The 22,160-nt window shown below is 56.6% G+C and carries 16 protein-coding genes; 13 read left to right on the forward strand and 3 right to left on the reverse strand.

Features of this window, described 5'->3' with window-relative positions:
* Positions 1-928 precede the first annotated feature (928 nt).
* The 11 genes from QEH57_RS22195 to QEH57_RS22245 all read left to right on the forward strand — a co-directional run bounded on the left by QEH57_RS22195 (position 929) and on the right by QEH57_RS22245 (position 8,892).
* The gene (locus QEH57_RS22195; RefSeq protein ID WP_309008989.1) at positions 929-1,810 is read left to right on the forward strand and encodes a hypothetical protein; all 882 of its coding nucleotides are present in this window, start codon (positions 929-931) and stop codon (positions 1,808-1,810) included.
* Positions 1,811-1,823: 13 nt separating this feature from the next.
* On the forward strand, positions 1,824-2,219 hold the full coding sequence (locus tag QEH57_RS22200; RefSeq protein WP_309008990.1) for a hypothetical protein: 396 nt from the start codon (positions 1,824-1,826) through the stop codon (positions 2,217-2,219).
* Positions 2,220-2,391: 172 nt separating this feature from the next.
* Positions 2,392-2,790 carry a hypothetical protein gene (locus tag QEH57_RS22205; protein WP_309008991.1) on the forward strand — a complete coding sequence of 133 codons (399 nt, stop codon included), beginning with the start codon at positions 2,392-2,394 and terminating at the stop codon, positions 2,788-2,790.
* Between the two features lie 72 nt (positions 2,791-2,862).
* On the forward strand, positions 2,863-3,204 hold the full coding sequence (locus QEH57_RS22210) for a hypothetical protein (RefSeq protein ID WP_309008993.1): 342 nt from the start codon (positions 2,863-2,865) through the stop codon (positions 3,202-3,204).
* 130 nt (positions 3,205-3,334) lie between these two features.
* A complete protein-coding gene (locus QEH57_RS22215; RefSeq protein WP_309008994.1) occupies positions 3,335-3,856 on the forward strand; it encodes a hypothetical protein in 522 nt (173 codons plus the stop codon).
* Complete coding sequence (locus QEH57_RS22220; RefSeq protein ID WP_309008995.1) at positions 3,853-4,419, forward strand: hypothetical protein; 567 nt, start codon at positions 3,853-3,855, stop codon at positions 4,417-4,419. Before QEH57_RS22215 ends, QEH57_RS22220 begins: the two co-directional genes overlap by 4 nt.
* Positions 4,420-4,493: 74 nt before the next feature.
* Positions 4,494-5,231: a hypothetical protein gene (locus QEH57_RS22225; protein ID WP_309008996.1), complete on the forward strand. Its 738-nt coding sequence runs from the start codon at positions 4,494-4,496 to the stop codon at positions 5,229-5,231.
* 100 nt (positions 5,232-5,331) lie between these two features.
* Positions 5,332-5,865 (forward strand): GNAT family N-acetyltransferase, encoded by a 534-nt coding sequence (locus QEH57_RS22230; RefSeq protein WP_309008997.1) that lies wholly within the window; start codon positions 5,332-5,334, stop codon positions 5,863-5,865.
* A gap of 12 nt (positions 5,866-5,877) precedes the next feature.
* The gene (locus tag QEH57_RS22235; RefSeq protein ID WP_309008998.1) at positions 5,878-6,240 is read left to right on the forward strand and encodes a hypothetical protein; all 363 of its coding nucleotides are present in this window, start codon (positions 5,878-5,880) and stop codon (positions 6,238-6,240) included.
* A 647-nt stretch (positions 6,241-6,887) separates the two neighbouring features.
* A complete protein-coding gene (locus tag QEH57_RS22240; RefSeq protein WP_309008999.1) occupies positions 6,888-7,334 on the forward strand; it encodes a hypothetical protein in 447 nt (148 codons plus the stop codon).
* 313 nt (positions 7,335-7,647) lie between these two features.
* Entirely contained in the window at positions 7,648-8,892 is a 1,245-nt protein-coding gene (locus tag QEH57_RS22245) for an N-acetylmuramoyl-L-alanine amidase (protein WP_309009000.1), read from the forward strand.
* A 94-nt stretch (positions 8,893-8,986) separates the two neighbouring features.
* Here QEH57_RS22245 and QEH57_RS22250 read toward each other — a convergent pair whose 3' ends face one another.
* The 3 genes from QEH57_RS22250 to QEH57_RS22260 all read right to left on the reverse strand — a co-directional run bounded on the left by QEH57_RS22250 (position 8,987) and on the right by QEH57_RS22260 (position 14,663).
* Positions 8,987-10,981, reverse strand: coding sequence for a DUF3857 domain-containing transglutaminase family protein (locus tag QEH57_RS22250; RefSeq protein WP_309009001.1), 1,995 nt, complete (start codon positions 10,979-10,981; stop codon positions 8,987-8,989).
* A gap of 10 nt (positions 10,982-10,991) precedes the next feature.
* Positions 10,992-12,956 (reverse strand): DUF3857 and transglutaminase domain-containing protein, encoded by a 1,965-nt coding sequence (locus QEH57_RS22255; protein ID WP_309009002.1) that lies wholly within the window; start codon positions 12,954-12,956, stop codon positions 10,992-10,994.
* A 135-nt stretch (positions 12,957-13,091) separates the two neighbouring features.
* Positions 13,092-14,663 carry a glycoside hydrolase family 5 protein gene (locus tag QEH57_RS22260; RefSeq protein ID WP_309009003.1) on the reverse strand — a complete coding sequence of 524 codons (1,572 nt, stop codon included), beginning with the start codon at positions 14,661-14,663 and terminating at the stop codon, positions 13,092-13,094.
* Between the two features lie 556 nt (positions 14,664-15,219).
* Here QEH57_RS22260 and QEH57_RS22265 point away from each other — a divergent pair.
* Positions 15,220-15,987: a PRC-barrel domain-containing protein gene (locus QEH57_RS22265; protein ID WP_309009004.1), complete on the forward strand. Its 768-nt coding sequence runs from the start codon at positions 15,220-15,222 to the stop codon at positions 15,985-15,987.
* 259 nt (positions 15,988-16,246) lie between these two features.
* A complete protein-coding gene (locus tag QEH57_RS22270) occupies positions 16,247-22,084 on the forward strand; it encodes a S8 family serine peptidase (protein WP_309009005.1) in 5,838 nt (1,945 codons plus the stop codon).
* Positions 22,085-22,160: the final 76 nt, after the last annotated feature.

The raw sequence follows: 22,160 nt of genomic DNA on the forward strand, positions 1-22,160 counted from the left end.
GATTATTCATGAGATTCGTAGCGAGCGTTCGCGAGCCCAGTACGGAAGTGGGTTTGACGCTGGTTCGCGGGCGAGGCTGGGTTGAAACCCCGCTTTGGTCGCGAAACAAGGCAACCCCACTTCCGGGCGGGATTCGTGGTCGCGCAGCAGAATTGTCATGAATAATTTAGGCTAGCCCCATCTCAATTCCTAGCCCTGCTCTCGCCGACCTGTCCACAGAACTGTCCGCAGCCATGTCCGCAGTAGCCTTGGCGAAGGTGGAAGCCTTGGCGAAGGCGGAAGCTTTGGCGAAGGCGGAAGCCTTGCCCGAAGGCGTATGCTTTAGCGAACGGCGGAAGCCCCACCTGCATTGCAGGATCCTCCAACCCCACCCCGCAATGCTTCTCCCCATCCCGCTATTCCCGTCTGGATATGGATCCAGATGGCTAAGTACATCTTGCAATTGGTCCCCTAACCCAATACCGATGAATTGTTTCTTAAACCTGGAGGGTTCGTGATTAATCCCTAGAGCCCCGTTTCCCGTAACCTGCAATCCATAGCTCTACCAAAATCCAATATCCATCGACTTCCAGCGATTTAAAAACGGTACGCCAACGCCGATCCGCGCCACAGGCCTAGGAACCAGACTACCCCCTGCGCCAAAAGCGAAACTCAGCCACGGAAGCCCCGAACGCAGGTTCGCATTTTCCCCAAAGCGCCAATCGCTCCCCATTTCAGGTATCGCTCAAGGAGAAGCCAGATTCCACAAGTCCATCCTTCCCACAAATAGCTTACCTGCAAAACCTAAGCTCTTTTCGCTCCCCAACGCCCACCGAAACCCAAATGCAAAAAAGTCACGTTTCTTTGACCTCCTCCAGCCCCAAACCCAAAGGCAAAATTCACGATACCTGAAACTGAGTTACATGTACTAACACGGTTCTGCAAAGAAATGAAATCTGCACCACTAAAGGTTCTCTTCGATTCCGGAGCCAGAGTACACTCTGACCTTCTCGAAGGAGCATCAATAGATCACTCGTTGATGTGGGGCGACCGAAGAGTTTCTCATCCAGTTGTCGGATACGTCCGAAAGAAGTCCGGTAGCACTGAAGAGCAGCAATCAGAAATAGATGCCTTGTTTACAATCGGTCGACTCATCCGTGAAGGCAGGATCCAGGCTTACTCAAGCCATGAGATACAGATCGAACTGATGAGAGGAAGGATGCGAACTCCGGATTTGAACGCATTTGAAGGTTGTGAGTTTTCCGATTGCCCGCCTGCCTTATACAGGAGCAAGTTCAGATCGACGATCAACTTTGAAGAGACTATTTCCAAAGGCGGAAAAAAAGACAGAAAAAAGGGGGGTTCAGATTTCACCCAAATTGGGTTCATGTCTTGGTTGGTTGATCTTGAACCTAGATCGGTAGAGTTAATTCCGAAGTATAAAAAAGAGCTGAATCTCACGAACTTCGAAGTAGAGAGCTTAGGCGACCTAGATTGGTTCCGAGCGTTGTCTTCAAAATTAAGAAGCAAAGAAAATTTGCCTGATGCATTTCATGTATGGACAGCACGCCGAAATGAAATGGACATCTTTTTGACTCTCGACGGTAAGCTTTCGAATTCCATCAAAGCCATAAGATCCGAAAAGAAACTAAGCATTGATCTACCTCCGAAAACTCTCCTTCCCCGCGACTTACTCGCTAGCATTGGAATTACTAGTTACGATGATATCCCGATAAAACCTGATACATTCTACTACCTTCACGACATACGAAGAATCAAGCAGAACCAGGCGGTCGATACATCGGCGACAAGTCGCCGCGTATCACCTTAGCGTTGAGCAAATAATGAAAAAGAAGAATATCTGGTTCGTCTACAGCGACAAAGGAGGTGAACCCCGACTCATCCAAGTGTACTCGTCGCGGAAATCGAACCAACAAATGGAAGAAATTGTAGAGCAATATTGGATAGACCGATTTCTAGACCATGATGAAGCCCTTCATTACATGAACAGAAAGAATAAGCTTCCATACAAAGCGGTAGCCGTTGGATACAACAACCTACCCGATCAACGCAGAATCATATGTGGTCCTCCAGGTTTGAGCGTGACTGCAATTTTCTCACACTCTCATTCTGAAAATGAAGGTGAGATAGAGATCAGATACAGATTGATGGCGGAACTAGACCTAGATGATCTTTCGAATAGAAAAGAAAAGGAATTCTCAGAAACTATTAAAAAATAAGCTCAACCAGGCAGCCCATACAACTCCGGCCATCGCTCCGCGATGACCTACGCGTATGGCTTTCACGCTAAGAAGAGAGAAAAACTGAACTTCGAAATCACCAATGAGAACGACACATTGTGCACTCCTTATCGTATTGGTCCTCTCGGCCTCTCTGCTAGGATGTGTACCAATGAGAAGCCTAACCGTTCCAAAACCGAACGAAATAGTACGGATCGAAGCCCATGTCGAAAATACGTACGACACAAAAATAGACGGTTACCGTGAGGAGGTGGTCATTACAGACCCAATAAAAATCGAAAAATTTACTAATTTTCTGTCCGACCTGAATAAGGGAATGGTTGAGCTTCTATTTTCTACGTACCCAACTCCAACACATACGATCGGATTCAAGGACAACAATGGAACGAACTTGGTTGTTTGGATTGGCTTCAACTGGTTAGGTGGACGAAACAATGTTGAGGGAAGAGCTTCAACAAATCGACTTACAAAAATCAGTGTAGAAGAAAGAAGGGGTTTGCTTCAGCTTTTGGGACTTCCGGACTACGAAGAAGCTGATTCAAAAGAATGAAAAATTAGAACAATAGTCGTAGCAGGCAACGAGCGCAAACGCTCGCCGCGTGTACTCGACGTTAGCAAAGAAATGGTGGAAGAAGAAAGAATAGAAGAGCTCCTCGGCATCGCAAAATCTATCGGCTATGGCGAGATTCCGCCTTATCAGCACAACGAGTGTTTCACGTCAGGAGCATTTGATCTTGTATTGGTTAGGAAAGGACAGGGTTTCGAAAGATTCGAACTCTTAGAAGAAGTATGCAGAAAATACGAAGAAGTAAGAAAAGATGAAAAGCACCTCGAGGGCTATTTCTACCTTCTTAACCAGCTGGCACATTTGTCGGATACGACCGAGCTTCCTTATGGAATGAAACGAATCATTGATGAGAACGAAGAAAGGTCTAAGGAGCTGAAGAAATGGTATAGAATCTAGTGCTAACCAAGCATCGAACACAATGGTGGCAAACGCTCGCCTCTTACGTAACGACCCGATGAAAATCAACCTCAACAGACTTGGAACCTCGGCCAAAGCCGCCATCGTGTGGATTTGACGTTGGCAGAAAATGAAGATAGCATTTCTCTACATTCTAGCTGTTTCATTTAGCCTCACCGCGATCTCAAAGACACGAGACTATGGATACATGAGAATTGAGTTCCCAACCGATTTTCAACACAAGAAAACAAAGAATGGAACAGAGGGTTCTAGGCATGGGAGGATCAAGATAAAACTAAGCGAATCGGAATGCACCTTTCGCTATACAATCGGTGACCTATACGATTTCAGCTCACTGCCTATCTCAGATGAATACAAAGAAAGGCTCGCAGCAAACGAGAACTTCAAAGTAGACGAAGAAGCATGTAGACTTCTAGTCGAAGAAGAAAAGAACGGTCGACTAACAGTTCATATCAGATTTATGGATCTCAATGCTTATTTTGTAGGGAAGATAAATGATATCGATGAAATTGAGGCTCTGAAGAACCAGCTTCAGAGGCTAAAAATCACGAAGAAAGAAGATGCCAACCAGGCGCTCCAGACAACGAGCGCAAGCGCTCGTCGTCTGAGCTCGACGTTGTCAAATAAATGAAAGATGAAAGAAGAGAGCGTATTCTTGACGGACTGATCCAAAACCGATCGCAACTATTAAGAGTCTTACAATCACAGGATGATCTACAGTTCTCGATGTCGGCATTGACCTGGCTCCTCGAAGAGTGGGACCCGGACAAAGAGTACACCGAACTAGAACTACGAAAACTTAGGTGCTTCGAAGCTTCCATGGTGATTAGTTTCATGCGTCCTTTCACTAAGTCACGCAATGGAACTACTTTGAGTAAAAAGAGCATTGGAATCAAACTCAACGAGAACGATAAATTATTATTTCAGAAAGTCGATTCAGTGAGAAATGATTTCATTGCACATTCCGATGAAGAGAAGATGGACTTCCGTATTAGAGCATTCGAACTTGACGATCCGAAGAACTTATTTGTCCCCAAAACGTTCTATGAATATAGTCTCCACTTTAACTACGAAGAACTGAGGTCTTTAGAGAGCCTGTCGGGTTCCTTACTGACAGCGGTAATCAGTACGGTTTGGGACCTTTCTCAAAGACATCCAAAACAAATGGAGTTCATTAAAAAACCAAACAGATAAGACGAACCAGTAGGGGTCAGAAGCCGCAGGCAACGTGTGCAAGCGCTCGTTGTCTGAGCTAGACGCAAGACGAAGTGAAACGAAACAAAACAAAGATCGGGTGGATTTATTTTCTCATATTCAGCTCCTTTATCGGCGTCCTAACCATTTTCGCTCCCTCCAAGCAAACAATCAGTAAGGACCATGAAAGCCAGAACCTACCTACAAGTGAAAGCGTTGAAAGCCTTTCCCTAGGTCAAAGTAGCAAAGAGCGTTGGTTGGAAGAATACGAGTTTGTTGATTCGTCTGGACCAATGCTGCGGATTGTCGACGGCAGAAAAGTTGCCCCCTCAAGCCTTGATCAGAATGCGAGGAGACGGATCGTTAGATCGATCGCAAAGAGCGATCCGCATGCCGCCATAGATTGGCTAAGCCAGCTTCCGAGCGAAGAATTCGACGAAGGTATAAGAACTATCATCAATACGATCTCTAGAGACTACCCTCAAGATGCGCTCGATTTATCTCAAGCGATGAAACCAGGAATACAACGTGATCGGTTGGTCGCATATTCTGCAAAGAACCTTGCGAGAAAAGATCTAGATGAGGCCCTTGCTTGGGCGTCTACCCTAAAAGATGGAGACCTAAAAGATCGAGTGTATTCCCAAATCGTTGTTCAATGGGCTGAAACGGATCTTTTAAAAGCGATGGAGTTTGCTCTGAACGAAATCCGAGACGGCAAGCATAAAGACTACGCGTTGAACTGGACTCATCGAGCGTGGAGACATCAAGAATTTCTAAAGACAGGAAAGATGCCAGAATCCCTACCGAGGTAAGCTGAAGATGGTGAGTATACCGACTTGCTCAATCAAGAGATCAAAGCGTATCAAGGCGCTGCTCGCAACAAGCACAGCTCCACGCGCTGAGAGCTAGTCGTTGAAAAAGAAGATGATAACAATTCGTAGGGTGAAGCTTGGGGAATGGAACCTCTACAGGGAGGTCAGGCTGGGCTCCTTGAAGGAGGCTCCCTGCGCATTCAGCACCAAGTTTGAAGTTGCGCTCGAGCGTTCGGACAAGAGTTGGAAGAGACAGGCCGACGATGCATCAGAAGGAGACGCACAAGCGATCTTCATAGCCTTCAGTGACGGTAAGCCATCGGGCATTGCAGCGATTTACCGCGATAAAGAAAAGATGGAAGACGCTGAAGTTTTCCAAGTGTGGGTTTGTTCGAAGCAGAGAGGGGCCGGACTCGGAACGAAGATCATGGATACGGTTTTCGAATGGGCGGAGCAGGTAGGATGTCGTCGCGTTTTCGCTAGCATAGCGGAAACGAACAAGAAGGCTTTGGGTTTCTACTCTCGGTACGGATTCGTAAAAGTATCAGAAGTCGATGGTGAAACGAAAATGGAGAAACGAACTAGGTCGAACAAGAAGCCGGCAACGAGCACAAGCGATAGTCGGCTGAGCTAGATTCGCAGAGAAATGAAACCAACGGTCACCATAAATGAGACGCTCATGAACCATGACACGGTGATACTGAAAATCATCGAATATGGTCCATGGACAGAAAACCGATTTGACCTGGAGTACGAGAGGTTTCAGGAGCGAGTGTACAATACTGTTCTCTACGCAACGGAAGGCTACCTGCTAAAGAAGGAGCCAAAAGCCAAAGGAAAGAAGGTCATCGTTCGAGTCGAGTGTTCGGACCTGCCGATGGAAGAGGTTACAGAAGCTCTGAATGGAATAGACGCAACCTTCCAGAAGGGAGGCGATAATCATTCTTACTTGGTCGAGAATGAAAATATTTCGGGATTAGAATTTGAAACATTCGACAGACAGAAATAGCGCGAACCCAAAGTTCCAGAGCGCCTTGAGGGCGTCCAAGGACTGGATGCGGCAGGAAAGGAGTACGCCCCGGAAGTGGCTTGCCTCGAGTCTGCGGGCTAGGCTTCGAGGTCACGTCAACGATCACGGGGGGATCAGCAGCTTGCCCATGATTAGCCATTGCTTCAACGCTGTGGGCTGGATCGACTACCGAGCGCTTGACGAGGGCAGCCGGAAGAAAGGCTGCGATTGGGCGAGGTTCAAGCAGATGTGGAAAACCCTAGACATATCCAATTCTAAGATCATAGAAAAGTACCCGTTACCCGAGCAATGCCATCTGAAACCCTCACCATAAACGACGCTTCGTCGAAGCGACCGCGCGGCCCGGCAGGGGAGACCTGTGTATGAAAACCGCAGGAAAGAAATCGTCGAGGCGCTACCCGGAAGCGGGTAGCTCTACCTTGATCGACGGAATAACAGTGGGGCGAAAGGATTCGTATCGAGCTTGGAAATTTCGAGCTTAAAAACTCAAAAATTGTGCGAACAAGGCGCAGGCTACTTCGGAAAATGCCCGCCTCTCTCATTGCGAACCAATTGAAAATAACCACATACATAATTCAAACGATAGCTTAGCTTTTGTCGCTTGAGCTCGGCGTTGCTAATAATAAATGAGTTACATTCTTTCAGATCAACGTGATGTTGATTGCGCAGCGGCCTTCGATAAATACGAAAGTTACCTTGTTGCTTCGAAGGAACGTCTTCCCGCAACTATCAACGTTCTCCTTAGGGAGGGTTGGTGGTTCGACTTTCGAGATCATCGATGTCCCCACGATTCTTGGGTCGAAGAGTTAAAGATTAAAGAAGGAAGGAAAGAAGATGTGAGGACCGTAGATATTTACCTCAGACTTCTTGGAGCATACCATGACGGACATCTTGAGATCGCCTACAAAGGGGTTAAAAACTATGAACTAAGTTGTGTCGGAGATTCGCACGGTGATTGGCGATACGATCAGTTCTTAGTCGCAGGTGACGGTTTTCGACATGAGATCGAATGGGACGATGGTACGATATGGAAAATCGTAGCTGAAGATTTTGAATACGTTTGGAAGAAATGATTAGGAGCGAGCAAAGCGCTTGTTGCAACGCGGGCCAGTTCCGCTGACCTTCACGTTATGTTGAAATATGAACCTCGCTGTGCAAACTGAGTCCGGTGCAGATGCGTGGACTTATATTATGGAGGCTGGATTCTCTGAGATCTCAATCCACTCTGTCGGATACCCAGCGGGTATAGCGTTCTTGGCAAGAAATACTTCGATTTAGCTAAGCCCCGGGCGGGCAAGCGTTCGCCTGCGTGGTTGCATCGTCGGGACGTAGCTGAACACGATTTTTCCTTTTAATGCGGGGCGGGGCGTCTAGGCTGGGGGCCTTATGTGGTATGGGAAGCTAAGAGCGCTTCGGTTGCTGGCCTTGCTGGGGGCTTTCTGCTTCGTGGCGGGGGCTTCGTTGCCGGGCTTGACCTTGGTCAATCGCTACAGCCCCTTGAACAAGGAGCGGTCTCCGCGTCAGGCGACGGAGTACATCATCCTCCACACTACGGAGGGGCCGGGGAAGGGCAGCTTGGACAAGCTGCGCAAGTATGGTGAAGCTCACTACCTAGTGGATACGGATGGCACGGTCTACCGCATCATCGATCGCAAGCGGATCGCCATGCATGCGGGCCGCAGCATGTGGCAGGGGCGGGCGAACTTGGATGCGGTATCGGTGGGGATCGAGATCGTGGGCTACCACGACCGGCCGATCACTGCGGCGCAGAAGACGGCGCTCAAGGAGCTGCTGCGCCAGTTGCAGAGCGTGTACAAGCTGCCGGACAGCAGGGTGCTGCCGCATTCGATGGTCGCCTATGGGCGGCCCAACCGCTGGCATCCGAAGCCGCATCGCGGGCGCAAGCGGTGCGCGATGTATTTGGGTCGGGAGAGCTTGCGGGCGGAGATTGGCTTGCACGAGAAGCCGTCCTTCGATCCGGACGTGCGGGCGGGACGGCTGGTGGTCGCGGACGCGGCCTTGGAGCGGGTGCTGTACGGGCCGGATCCTGCCGCTTCGAAGTCGCGGACGAGTAGTGTAGCGGTGGATACGAATGACTCTGCTGTGATCCGTGCGGGGCGTTCCGCCTGGGATATCGCCCGGGAGCAATACAATGCGGCGGGTACGATCTACCGTTTTCCGGATGGGACGACTCGTAAGGGGAGCGAAATTAGGGATTGGGGCTCCTTGCCGGCGGGGACGCGGGTGACGATCGCGAATCGCGATTCCGAGCGGGAAGGCGGAAGCGATCGCGTCCAGGAGATTGGGAAGGACGGGAAGAACGCCTGGGAAATCGCGGCGGGGGCCTACAACGACGCGGATACGATCTATTTTCTTTTGGACGGAAGGGTTCGCAAGGGGAACGAGTTGAGTCGGGACAATTTGGATACCTTGCCGGCGGGGACGCGGATGTTGGTGGGCTATTTGGATGGGGGCTTCCTGAGCAGGGCGCGCAGCGCCTACGACGCGGTGGGGCCGCGCTGGAACCTTGCGACGACTTTTTATCGGTTCCCGGATGGCGCGATCGTGTCCGGTTCGGAGATCGACGAATCGAAGCTGCCGAACCGAACTATGGTGTTCGTTCCGCGTTGAGGCGGGAGCAGCCTTCGCTCTCCGAGCTACGCCTCCCATGGCCCCAGCCCTACGCTCGAAGAGCGTCTCCCTGCAAAAAGGGTGATGAACACCCCTACTTTCGGGCGAGCACTACGGGGGTCTGTTCGGCTTCGACGATGGCTGCGAAAAATTCGCTGAGTTCGGCGTAGCGGTCGAGGGGGACGACGCAGTCGTTTTGCACGAAGCTGCGGGTGTAGATGATTTGGCTGTCGTTTTCGTCGAACTGCGTCGTTGTTTTGTAACTACCGAAGTCGGTCTGGATGCTCACCTCTGGAACGAATTCGTCGGCCACGTAGCCGAGGGGCGTATAGATCTTGGCCGTTTCTTCCAGCATGCGGGCGCGCAGGCGCACGGGGAGGGTGCGCTCGGTCTCGCTGAAGGGGTTGTCGACGATGCGGTCGAGGAGGGCGGGCTTGAAGATCATGAGCACGTTTCGCATCTGCTTGGCGTAGCCGGGGAAGGCGAAGTCGGTGGTGGTCTGGTAGCTGCGGTCGCCGAGGAGGTTGTCCTTTTCTTCCATGACCTTGACGACGGGGCTGGGGTTGCCGCTGGAGGCGTAGCGCTCCGCGACGCTTTCGAGGTATTCCTTGCGGTCGAGGCGGCTGAGCAGACGGCGTTCGGCGACGGCGGACTGGCCGTGCCGGGTGGTGGCGACGCGGCCGAGCATACTGGCGTTGTCGAAAAGTTCGGCTACGATGTTGCGGCTGATCTTGTTTTGTTCGGGGGTGGTGAGGGGGAGGCGGACCAGGGGCTGGGGGGAGAGCTTGCCGACGACGGCGAGTCCGCCTTGGGCTTCGAAGGGGATTTCGCCGATGGGGCTGTTGTTCCAGGTGGGGTCGATGAAGAGGAGGCGGCCGAGGCTTTCGTCTTCGTATACGGCGGGGGCTTGGATGTCGTCGCTCACTTGCACGGCGGTGATGCAGTGGTTGAAGTAGAAGGGGCCGGGAAGGGTGGCGTCGGCGTAGTCGTTGTCGGTGGCATTGAGGGAGACGACGTAGGAGTCGATTCCGACGGCCGAGAGGAGGGCGCGGAGGAGGGTGGACTTGTCCTTGCAGTCTCCCCAGCCGACGCGAAAGGTTTCGCTGGCGGGCCGCGGGGTGTAGCCGCCGCCGTTGCCGAGCTCGAGGCCGACGTGCTCGTAGTTGATAGCTTTGGCGTATTCGCCGAGGGCTTGGATCTTCTCCCATTCGCTGGCGGCGCCTTGAGTGAGGGCTTGGGCTTTGGCGGCGATTTCGGCGGTGGGTTCGGCCATGGGGTCCGATACCTTCGCCTGGAAGGCGGCGAGGTCTGCCCAGGTCTCGAAGTTGAGGCTGGAGAAGCGGAGGCGGGAGTCGGGGGGCGGGGCGACGACGATGCGCATGTGCTCGCGTTTGGCGGCGGAGCTGGGGCTGTGGGGCTCCCATTTCTTGGAGAGGATGTTTTTCTGTTCCCAAGTGACGGTGTTGCCGTCGCGCGTCTTTTGCGGGGAGGCGTCGAAGTAGGTCTGGTCGATGGTCCAGCCTGCGGGCGCGCTTACGGTGATGCGGGAGAGGGCCACGGGTCCGCTGCTCTGGAAGCCCCAGTAGTATTGGGTGAAGATGGTGGATTCGGTGGTGGTGTATTCGTAGGCGAATACATCGCCGGTGCGGGTTTCGTCCCAACCGTCGACGGTGACGGTGCGGACTTCGCTTTCGAGGGTGAGGTAGGAGGAGTTGCTGCGTTCCTTTTCGTCGGACTTTTTGTACTTATGGACGTCGCCGTTGGGGTGCAGGGTCCAGGCGCTGATCTTGGGGCGCGTGGCGGATGAGGAGTAGTAGGAGCAGTTGGCCTTGGCGCGCCAGCGTTCCTGGAGGTCGAGGATGCGGATGGCGTAGCGTATGGTCTGTTTGACGCGGCCGTTCTCGAGGATCTCGTAGTGGGCCTCGTCCCAGAGGACTTCGAAGGTGGGCTTTTCGTCCGCTCTGCGGGGCGGGGCGGGCTGCTCTGCGGCTTGCCTGAGCCAGTCGGGGTACTTGGGTTTCGCCCCTGCGGTGGAGCAGAGGGCGAGGGTGGAGAGGAGGACGAGCGCGATGGGTCGCGGTAATCTCATGGGGACTGGGCTAGCTGTTGTCGGCGTGGTGGTCCGCCTTTTTGAGGGTGAGGGCGTGGTGGTCCTGGGCGATGAGGTCGTCGAAGGCTTTCTTGATGGCGGGGTAGGCTTCGGGCGGGTAATTATCGCCGATGAAGTCGAGGGTGCGGTTGTAGACGATGACGTTGCTCTTCTTCTTGAGGGCGAGCTTGGGCGAGTAGTCCATGAAGCCGGGAATCTCGAAGGGGCGCGGGGCGCTGGGGGCCTCGAGCTCGTAGCCGTCCGGGAGCTTGATGGAGATCTCGGCTACTTCGCGGTACTTGAAGTCGAAGAAGATGGGGGTCTTGCGGGTGGGGCTGGGGAATTCCGGTTCGGCGTAGCGTTGTTCGACGTTTGGCTGGAAGAAGAGCCGGTCGCCGACGACTTCGGCGTAGCTGGGGATCTGGATTTCGCAGGTGATCTTGAGCTGCGCGAAGGTGTGGTCGGCGTTTTCGATGGCGACGTTTTCGACTTCCGCGTTGGGCCACATTTCGTGGAGGGCTTTTTCGATGCCTTCCTTGCGCTCGTTCTCGCTGCGTTGGTCCATGGCTTGCTTGAAGCGCAGGGCGTTGTTGCCGGTGGCGGTGAGGGTGAGGGAGCCGGAGAGGGTGCCGTTGGGGCTGAGCTCGAGCTCGCCGGTGGTGGTCGCGGTGTTTTGCTCGGGGGTGGCGGCTTGGGTGCGGATCAGGATGAGCTCCTTCTTGTCGGGGACGAGGGCGCCGACGCTGTCGTGTATCCAGTCGAGCTGGCCGAAGGGCATGTATTTGGCTCCGGGGTTGTGGAAGGTCCAGAGTTCCCCGTCCTTGATGGCGACGAGGGAGTGCGGCAGGGCGATGTCCACCTGTTCCATGACTTTGGTGAATCGGTACTCGCTGCGGTCGGCGGCGAAGGCGAGGCGGGCATCGATGCCTTCGGCCCGGGCCAGGGCGCAGAAGACGGTGTTGATGTTGAGGGGGTATCCGTAGCCTTTGGAGAGGGTCTTGCTGGCGGACCATTTGGTGTCGAGCTCGTCGCGCTGCTCGCTGGTGAGGCGGTCGGCGGCGCCGTGGTAGGCGTTGATCAGCTCGGAGCGGCAGAAGTCGTAGAAGGCGCGCAGCTTTTCTTCCTCGGTTTTCTTGCCGGCGGCGAGCTGCTTGGCTTTGGCTTCGATGTCCTTGTCGGCCTTGGTCTTGGAGAGCATTTCGCGATAGAGGCGCTTGCCTTCGCTTCTCCAAAAGTCGTCGCCGCTTTTGAGGGAGGTCACGTTGTAGAAGGCGAACCAGGAGCGGGCGTCGCTATCGGGGGCTTGGTAGGGCTCTTCTGGATACGCTTCCTGGTTTTCGAGGGTGATTTCGTAGAAGCCGCCTTTGCTTTTCTCAAGCGGCTTGCCGGTGCGGTTGGAGGTCCACTTGAAGCCGTCGCCGCGGTAGACGTAGGGCTTCATCTTGAGGTGAAGCTTGCGGATGGGCCATTCCTCCTGGAAGGAGACTTCGTCCTTGGGCAGGTAGTAGTACTCGTCCATGATCTTGCGGTAGCGGTACTCTACGATGTCGCCGACTTCGACTTGCGGAATGGAAATGGTGGTCGAGCGGAGGGTGTCGCCGTTTTTGCGGCTCTCGGTTTGGGTGACGATGTCCTTCTCCTCGACTTCGATGTAGCTGCCGTCGGGCTTGATGACGCGAGCGTCGATGTTTGCGGCTTTGTAGTAGTTGAAGTACCAGAACTTGGTGCGGCGGGCTTGGTCGAGGGCGCTCTTGTCGTAGATCTTGGTGCGGATGTGGAACTTGATGATCCGAATGTTGTTGTCGGTGAGATCGTAGATGATTTCCTTGTAGAGGACCTCGGCGGGGGCGCTGGGATCGAGCTCGCATTCGGTGGCGGCGAGGTCGTCGGGGGATATGTCTTCCCACTTGTAGGCGTGGGCTGGGCTGAGGAGGGAGAGGGCGAGCAGGAGCGCGGGGACGATGCGGAGTAACATGAGAGGGAGGAGTGGGTTAGAGGATGGGCGCTTGTTGTGAACAATTACACGAAATGAGTAGTTGCCATTAGGCGCAAGCTCTCGTTCCCAGAAAATGGATGGGGGGCGTTGCGGGACGAGGGGTAAACCTCGCCTCTACTCTTTGGCGAGCTTGGGGCGGACGAAGCGCGTCTCGCTTTCGAGTAGTGGATGGGTGGATACGAAACTGAGGCGCGTTTCGGAGTCTTCGGTGAGCTGCATCTCGAGTATCGTCCAGTTTATGAGATCGGCGGAGCCTTCGAAGCTGATTTGGCCGGGGTTCTTTGAGAAGCGGTGCAGGGTGTAGGTGAGGCGGCCTTCGGGGTCGGGAGCGAAGTTGGGGGGCGGCGGGATGGAGCTGGCGTCGTGGGGATCGCTGCCGAGGAAGCTCTCCATGAAGGTAGTGGCCCAGTCGCCGTCGGGGTTGGAGGCGGTGTCGTAGGCTTGGGCGGCGATTTCCCAGTAGGGTACGGTTTCGATCTGGGTGAGGGCTTCGAGTAGTTGAGTGTCGAATACGGTGTGGGCGCTACGGTCGAAGATGCCGGAGCCGTGGTTGCCGAGGGTTCCGGTGTCCCAGTAGAAGGGGATGAGTCCGAGCTGGTTGGCTTTTTCGGCGAGGTAGTCGTGGTAGTAGGCGCGGGAGGCGAGGTGGAGGGCAAGGTCGTCGCCGGTGAGGTGGCTGCGGCGGATGGCGGCGAATTCCCCGAGGATAACGGGGATGCCTTGGTCGACGAACTTGCTTTTCATGCGACCGAAGAAGTCGTCGAGGAGGGCTTCTTCGCCCCAGGTGGCGTTGCGGCTGGGGTCGGTCGTGGAGTGGTAGTTGGCGCCCCAGTAGTAGGATTGTTTTCCCCAGCTTTCGTCTTCGGTCATGAGAGCGAAGTTGTAGGGGGTGTAGTAGTGGACCTCGACCATGAGGCGGTTGGGCACGGTGTCTACGGGGAGGGTGTCCATGAGCTCCTCGGTGCGCTCGATGTCGGTGAGGGGGCCTTGCACGACGAGGACGCGGTAGGCGTTTCGTCCGCCGGTGGCGCGTACGGCGTCGACGAAGGTCTGGTGGTAGCTGTCGAGCACGGCCATTTGCGAGGCGGTTTCGACGTGGGGTTCGTTTGCGCTGGCGAAGAGGAGGCGTTGGTCGAAGTCGCGGAAGCGGGTGGCGATCTGTTCCCAGAAGGCGCGTTGCTTGTGGTTGTTGGCGTCTTGCTTTTCGGGGGTGACGTTTCGCTCGAGCCAACCTCCGTCCCAATGGATGTTGAGCAGGACGTAGAGGTCGGCGTCGATGCAGTGCTGCACGACGGTTTCGACGCGCTCGAGCCAGGCGGGGTCGATAGCGGCGGTTTCCGGGTGGGAGTATTGGTCCCAGCTGCAGGGAAGGCGAATGGCCTGGAAGCCGCTGGCTTTGACGAGCTGTATCAGCTCTTTGGTGACGATGGGGTTGCCCCAGATGGTTTCGCCGGTGGCGGGGTCGGGGGTGGCTCCGTCCCACCAAACTGCTTCCAGGGTGTTGCCGAGGTTCCAGCCAGCTTGGATCTTGCTGGCGATCTGGGGGGCGAGGTTCTCCATGCCGCTGGAGTCGGCGGGCTGGGGGCTTGTGTTGTAGTTTGGATACGGGGATTCGTCGCCTCGGAGGGGGAGAGTGGCGACAAGCAGGGTGGCGAGCGCGACGAAGGGATTGGCGAAAGCGGGCATGTTGGGGCGGGGCGGGAGTTGGGTGGAATTTGTTCTGGCGAAAGGGGCGGCCAGTTGGGGGAGATTGCCGAGCCGCGTCTCGGTTGGCGAGGTTGAGTTTTTGAGGAACGCTTTAGGGAGGTGGAGGAAAAGGGGCGGCGAACCTCGCTGCGATTGCGCTAACGGTTGGACCGCAAGAGGTAAGGATTGACACTTTAATAAGAGTAATCCGTTTCGAGTAGTCTTGGGGCGGATACGGGGTTCTGGCCTGTATCCGTTGGGCGGAGCGATGGCGTTTTTGTCGTACCGGAAGGGGGCTTGGTGGCGAGGCGGGAAAGTGAGGTGCAGGATGCACAGGCGCGCTTTGACTTCTGCAAATGCGATGGGCGCTTATAGACGGAGACGTTTTGCTTTCGAGAAAGGCCCGGAAAAATTGCGTTTTATAGTATCCGGAAAACCAAGGGCTTAGGCCGATTTGCTCCGTTTTTTTGACTGCGGTGGCGCGGTCGTTGCGGCTCGGCATTGAACCTAAACCAAGGAGGATATGATGAAATACAAGACAGCCAAACGAACTCATATGACTAAGGGCGCCCTGACCGCAGTCGCCTTGTTGGCGGCCAGTTCCCTGTTTGCCGGGAATTCGGAGGATGCTCGACGGTCCGCCCAAGGGAGCCAGGATGCGGCCAAGACCGCGATGACGGCCCGCAGCATCGAGGGTATGGACTTCAAGCTGAAATCGGGTGAAGAGGCGGGCGTGATCAACGAACTCGTGTTTTCGACCGAAGAGAAGGAGATCGTAGGTTTATCGGTAGGCACCGGTTTCTTAGGACTGGGAGGGAGCGAACACTATATCGGGTTCGACGACATCTCGATCTCGAACCATGATCGCTTCAACCTGACAACGTCGCTCGCGGCGGAGGAATTGGAGAAGTACCCCCGTCTCGACGAGGAGTCTTTGCAGACCGAACGCGATCCGGAAACGGAAGTTCGCTCGGGCGAGTTCGCGATGATGGATCTGGTGGGACGTCGCGTGGAAGGAACGAGTGGCGAGAGCCATGGCGAAGTACATGACTGGATCGTGGACATGGAGACGGGAGACGTCCCCTATGTCATTGTTCGCCAAGCCCCGCCTTTCGCGAGCCCTACAGGCCAGGGATTCGACTATTACGCTGTGAGCGCGGATCGTATCGTGGGAGTCAGCGAGGGCGGTCTGGTGCTATCGGTCAGCGACGAAGCGTTTGCGTCGGCGGGCTATATCGACGAAAATTCCCTGCTCAGGGATGCGGACGAGTCCGGAGTGCACTCCTTCCGTTACGATGCCGGCCGGAAGCAGGCGAGCTTGTGATCGCAACGCGTGAGCGTTGGATCTCTCGGTGAAGTCTGACTGGCTTCGCCAAGAAAATGGAAGGCCTCGTCTCTCGGAGACGAGGCCTTCGTTCGTTTGCGCCCGCTCAACTTCGCTGCCGCTTAGAGTCCCGTCTTTTGGGCTAGGATGGGGGGAAGCTGGTCGATGGGGCGGATGAGCGCGGATTTGGCCTCTGGGCTGTGGATTTGACTCTGGGCGTGGGTAAGGCAAGGTCGTTGCATCAAGAGATGGAGGGTGCATGGTCAAGCTAGGGTGGAAGGGCTGCGGGATGCTGGGATTGCTTTTCCTAGCAGGGCTGGCCCTTTGGCTTTGGCCTCGCGATGGGGCGGTTGTCGGACCGGTCGCTGAGGAACCGCAGGCTGCGGTTGCCGTTTACTCCGCGCCGTTGGCGCTGGGCGAGGGAGCGGAGCCGGCGAGCAAGGGAAGTGTTTCCTTGGGCTTCCTGGGGGATGACTTGGAGCTGTTGGATGAGCGGCTCTCGCAGGGGGCGACCAAGGGGACCGCGCTGCGCGAGCAGGTGTTCGCGGTGCCGGGGCTGGGCTATCCGGTGCGGGTGGAGCAGGAGCTTCTGAAGGATCCGGTTTCGGGGGAGGAGCAGGTCTTGAAAAGCGTTGAAATGGCGGCGGACCGTTTGATCGGGCGTTTCGAGGCGGGAGTGGAGCTGGAGGAGCTGCGGACGGAGTTGGCTGGGCTCGGGATGCGTTTGGGGCGTCGCCTCATGGGGGAGAGCGTTTTCGAGGTTTTGCTTCCGTCGGGCGAGCTGGATGCGGTGCCGCAGGGGTTGGCCGCGGCGCGTTCGTCTGCGATGGCAGCGAATCTGGTGTATTTGGAACCGGACTACATCGTGCGTACGATGGTGGATCCGAGCGATCCCAACTTTTTGGACGGAAGCCAGTGGGCGCTTGATAATTCGGGGCAGGAGGGAGGCCTGGCGAATGTAGATATCGACGGGCCCGAGGGCTGGGCCTTGCGTTCCGAAGCGGGCCAGGTCGTGGTGGCGGTAATCGACACGGGAATCAACTACCTGCATCCCGATCTCGTACCCAATGTTTGGGTGAATTCGCTTGAGATTGCGGGCAACGGAATCGACGACGACGGGAACGGTTGGATCGACGACGCGCATGGAATCAATGTGGTGGTGGGGAGCGGCGATCCTTTTGACGATAATGGGCATGGGACGCACTGCACGGGGACGATCGGAGCGGAGGGGAACAATGGCAAGGGGGTAGCGGGAGTGGCTTGGGGCGTGCAGTTGATGGGCTTGAAATTTCTGTCGGCGGACGGTGGCGGCAAGACCTCGGACGCGATCGTTTGCATCGAATATGCCTTGGAGATGGGGGCGGATTTGCTGAGCAATAGCTGGGGTGGCGGGGGCTATTCCCAGGCCTTGTACGATGCTATCGCCGTGGCCGAGGAGAGCGGGGTCGCGTTCGTCGCGGCGGCGGGGAATGCAGCCTCCGACAACGACGAGCAGCCGAGCTATCCGGCCAGCTACGATTTGGACAACGTGGTCGCGGTTGCGTCCGTCGACCGGTTTGGGGAGTTGTCGGTGTTTTCCAACTACGGATTGAATTCGGTGGACCTGGCGGCTCCGGGGACGGACATCCTGTCCACTTGGATTGGCGAGGAGGAGTACCGGGTGATTAGCGGGACTTCGATGGCTACGCCTCATGTGAGCGGCGTGCTTGCCTTGCTCTTGGCTCAGTATCCAGAAAGTGGATTGGAGGAGCAGTTGCGGCGTTTGTACTACGGGGGGAAGCGCTTGTCGGCCTTGGAGGACGAGGTTGCCTATGGTGTGATTCCGAGCTTGGAGGGGTCGCTCTTGCTGGCGGAAGCTCCCTCGTTGCCGGTCTTTTCGCAGCGGCCTCCTCGGGTGAGCTACCAGTCCGAGGGAAGCGATTGGGAAGTGTCGGTCTCGGTTTTGAGCGAGTATCCCGTGAGCTATGAGTGGTTTCTGGACGGAGTGAAGTTGGAGGGCGAGGAGGAGCCTAGCCTAAGCATTGCGAACCTGGGAGCGGAGGATGCTGGAGTGTATCGGGTGGTGGCGAGCAATCAAGATGGGGAGATTCGAGCTCGCGTGAGCTTGCAGGTGCTGGCGGCGGATCGCGGTTTGGCGGACGCGGTCGATGCTTCGTTCTTGGACGTATTCAGTTTTGGGGACGCGGAGTGGCAGCGCTACGGGTTTGATTCGGTTTTGGGCTCGGATTGCATCCGTTCGGGCGAAATTGGCGACGACGAAAAGACTACGGTGTACACGGAGGTGATGGGGCCGGGGCAGGTGAGCTTTAGCTGGCGCCTTTCGTCCGAGCGCTATTGGGACTATGGGGCGTTTTTATTGGACGGCGAAGCGAAGGCGCTTTTGAGGGAGCCTGGCGATTGGTCGCAGCAGTCGGTCGCGCTGCCGGAGGCGCGGACTTATCGTTTGGAGTGGGAGTATCGCAAGGATGGGTCCGGCACGGGCGGGCAGGATGCGCTGTTTGTGGATGGCGTTTCCTTTGGCTCTGCGGAGGAGTCGCCGCCAGTCATTTTGCGTGGGCCAGTGGGCGGGCTTGTCGGATCGAACGCCAGCTACGAGCTGTCGGTCGAAGCTGTGGGGGCGGGCCTTGGCTATCAGTGGTTCAAGGATGGCGAGGCTTTGGCCGGCGAGGTTGCGGAGCGCTTGGCGATTGTTGCGTCTTCGTCGGAGGTGGCAGGCGCTTATTCGGTAGTGGTGTCCAATGGATTTGGCGAAGCGGCAAGCACCGTGGCGCGAATCGAGGTTGGTGACGTTCCTGCGCGAATCGTGTCGCATCCGGAAAGCGTGACGGTACTGGCGGGAGCGAGCGTGACGTTCGAGGTCGAGCTAGAGGGATCGCTGCCGTATTTGATAAGTTGGTACAAGGATGGGGAATTGATCGTGGGCGCCGATGCGAGTCGATTTACGATTTCTGCTGCGAGCGTGTCCGATGCGGGTGAATACGTGGCGAGGGTAAGCAACGCAGCCATGGAGGAAGCCGTGCAGAGCTCGGTGGCGCGATTGGAAGTGCGGGAGTTGAGCCTTGCTCCCCGTTTCGTGAAGCAACCGCAATCGGGCTACTGGCAGAACGGGGACACGCTGCGCCTTTCCGCAGCGGTGGAAGGCTCGTTTCCGTTTACGTATCAATGGTTCAAGGACGGCGTCGCTATTCCTGGGGAGAACGGAAGGGCTCTGGTGCGCGAGGCCGCGGTGGATGCCGACGCAGGGAGCTATTACTTGGAGGCGCGGAATGCGTTCGGGGTGGCCTCCAGCGCGTCGGCTCGAGTGCGAGTCCTCGGTGATATCGGGGAGGCGATCGATCTGCCGGAGCTGGACTGGAGGGTTGAGGGAACGGGGTATTTCTTTGCTCAGAATGAGTTTAGCTTGGATGGGGTCGACGCCTTGGAGTCGGGACCGGGCGGCAGCTTTTTCGGGACTCCGACATCGGTTTTCGCAGAGGTGGAGGGGCCGACGAACTTCTCGGTTTTTTGGCGGGAGGAATCGTCGTGGATTCCATCGACGGTCTTGCTTTACGTCGACGGCGAGGCGGCCGCGATCTTAAGCGCGGGGAAGGACTGGAGCGAAGCTCGGGCTTGGGTGCCGGAGGGGCGGCATCGGTTAAGCTTCGAAGCTTCGTTGGAAATCGACAGCCGAGTTTGGATCGACCAAGGGCGGCTTTCGCCGGCCCCGGCCATTTACGCGGAGTCGGGATCGCTGGCATTGCAGCGCGGCGAGGACGCTTCCCTGTGGGTGGAGGCCAAGGGAGCAGGTACGCTGGCTTATCAGTGGTATCGGGACGGAGTTCCCATTCAGGGCGCGGTGAGTAGCGTTTATGCGGTTTCGAGCGCGAGCGAGTTGGCGGAGGGTGATTATTATGTGGATACGACGAGTGAGCATGGGGCGGCCCGAAGCTCGACGATGCAGGTGCGGGTTTTTGATTCTTTGGCTGCCGAGGTGGGCGATGGGACGGTGGCCTTGGAATTGGGCGATGGACAATCCTGGTTCGGCACGGTGTTGGCGGGAGGGGATGTCGCCTTGCGGAGCGGGGAAGTCGTTGACGGGGAGGAGAAGGTGCTTTCGGCGGTGGTCTCCGGTCCTGGGGCTTTGGTGTTCGATCTTGGCATGAGGGCGGCTGGTTGCTGCGCTTCGCTGCGGCTTTTTGTCGATGGACAGCTGTTGGGTTACTACAGCGATTCCGTTGAGGCCTTCGACGAGGTCGAGCTGGAGCAGAGGGCAGTTTATTTAGGGGATGGAGAGCATCGGGTCGAGTGGCGTTTCAACCAAGGGAGCACGGGAGCTGGGGTGTTGCGGGAGGCCTACCTTGATAATATACGATTGCTGCAGGAGCCGGTATTCGCTCGGCATCCTCAGGATACGCGCGTGGTGGAGCGAAGCTCGGCGACGCTGAGCGTTTCGATGGTGGGGCCTGGACCGTTTCTGTATCAGTGGTTCAAGGACGAGGTTGCCTTGGCGGGCGAGCGGTCGGCGCAGTTGACTTTGAGCGAGGCGAGCGAAGAGATAGCGGGGAGCTATTATTGCGTGGCGGAAAATGCGGCGGGGCTTGCGACACGGTCGAAGGCAGCCGAGGTATCGGTGACGACCGGGTTTTACGAGGCGTTGGGGCTGGATTTTGGAAGCATGGTTTCTGGAGGAACGAATTGGAGGCCAGTTCAGGTCGAGACGCCGGTAGGGCTGGGGGCCTTGCGGTTCGAGGCCGGGGATGGCATCTCGTTGAGCTCGCTCGTTTTTGACATTGAGGTGCCGCTAGGCGAATTACGCGCACTGGAATTTTGGATACGGGCTGACGGTATGGGGCCTAGCAGTTTGGTGCAAATCTTCGAGAACTCGGATCGCTACGTCGATATCTTGGAGTCGGAGAGCTGGCAGCGAGTGACGCTGCCTTTAGGGAAGAGCGGGGTCAATCGCCTGTCTCTTACTTTGCGTCGAGGCGGCGACTGGGTGCGGTACGATCCGGACATTATGTTGGCCGGTTTCCGGTTGCTGGAGGCGCCGGTGGTTTCGCAGTCGGGGCGCTCGGGCGGCCTGTATTGGGGCGATACGCATTTGTTTGCGGCGCAGGTCGTGGGACGGCCGCCGTTTAGCTATCAGTGGTCGCGGGCTGGGCAGGCTCTGGGCGGAAGCGCCGCGACGACGGGGAACCTGCTTCGCCAGGTGGTTCCGCGATTGAACGATGATGGTGAAGGAGTGTACGAGCTCGCGGTGGACAATGGCTGGGGACCGGCTGACTCTAGCGAGAGCGAGCTGCGGCTGCTGGATTCTGGTTTTGGCATGGCGGCGGGCTTGCCCGGCACCAGGATCCGAACCTTTGGGGATGGGCTTTGGGAGGTAGATACGGAGGAAGCGCTGTCGGGGGATCGCTCGCTCGCGGTGGATGGCTTGGGAGCGTTGGAGTCGAGCGATCTTGTTTTCGATCTGACGGGGCCGGGTGTGTTTTCGATGAATTGGAAAATGGACTCGCCGAGCGGGAAGGACGAGCTGTCGATTACGGGAAGCGGCAAGTTGCTCAGGGGGGGTTATTCCACTTCGGATTGGGTTCCGTACGAGCTCGAGGTGCCGAGCGGCACCTTCCAGTTCCGGATTCGAATGTTGAACCGCATGGGATCGGGCGTGGAGGGAGGCCGCGCCTGGGTGGACGGCTTGCGTTTTCGCAGGGCGGCGGGCGAAAGCTTTGGCGAGTGGGCGGAGCGGGCCTTCCAGGGGAGCGCTCTGGGAGAGGCGGACCGGGGGCCCTCGGGCGATCCCGAGGGCGATGGCTTGCCCAACCTTGCGGAGTATGCCTTTGGCTTCGATCCCTTGGGGCCGGAGCTGTTTCCGGTTCCCAGCTTGGAAGGCGGTTTGCTATTGGCTGACTTTCCGTTGGCGGCGGGGGCGGTCGACGTGGAGATGGGGCTGGAGGTGAGTCGTGACCTTGCGACCTGGTATCCGCTGCGCAGCCAGTACGAGACGAGGGAGGAAGAGGGGCAGCTTTGGGGGCGGCTCTTGCAGGTTTTGCCTTCGGAGGAGCAGAAGGAGGCGCTCTACGTGCGGCTGGCTATCTACTATTTGGAGCGGGATGGCTAGGCGACGAGATCGGGTACAAAAAGGCTCGCTTGAGTCGATCAAGCGAGCCGGTGGAAGGCATCGAGGCGGCAGCGGC

Origin of the sequence: Pelagicoccus sp. SDUM812005 (assembly GCF_031127875.1) — a bacterium.
Taxonomy (GTDB): domain Bacteria; phylum Verrucomicrobiota; class Verrucomicrobiia; order Opitutales; family Opitutaceae; genus Pelagicoccus.